Origin of the sequence: Psychrobacter sp. Sarcosine-3u-12 (assembly GCF_002836005.1) — a bacterium.
In the GTDB taxonomy this organism is placed as follows: Bacteria; Pseudomonadota; Gammaproteobacteria; order Pseudomonadales; family Moraxellaceae; genus Psychrobacter; species Psychrobacter okhotskensis.
Genome location: NZ_PJBY01000051.1, coordinates 1 through 429 on the forward strand (window position 1 = coordinate 1; position 429 = coordinate 429).

Annotated in this window: 1 protein-coding gene; it reads right to left on the reverse strand. The window is 35.7% G+C overall.

What is annotated here, in order from left to right:
- Positions 1–429, reverse strand: a 429-nt coding sequence (locus CXF65_RS01105) for a DNA methyltransferase (protein ID WP_319823080.1), incomplete at both ends; no start/stop codon positions are given.

The window sequence follows — 429 nt, forward strand, 5'->3', positions numbered from 1 at the left end:
TTTTGTATTTTCACAAATATACTCGGATACCTTTAGAAACCAACAAGATATATAATCTTGTTTTTTATAGTTTTTCTTACCTTTAAATACATAAGCCATATCGCTTTTCTGCGAGGCATTTTGTTTACTCTCACCTATATAAGGAGGATTACCTATCACATAAACTTCTTCTTTATACCTATTACTACATATGTCTTTCCATTCCATGCGTAAAGCATTACCGGGTACTATATTGCCACTTTGTCTTAATGGTAGAGCTGGCTCACACTCTCCAAATTCCGCTTTAAACTCGATATTCATTTGATGTTCAGCTAGCCAGAGTGAAAGGATTGCTACTTCATGGGCAAAGTCATCAAGTTCGATACCATAGAACTGTGGCAATTTGATGCGAGAAAACGATGAGTCTAGGCCAAATTCATCAAAGAAATC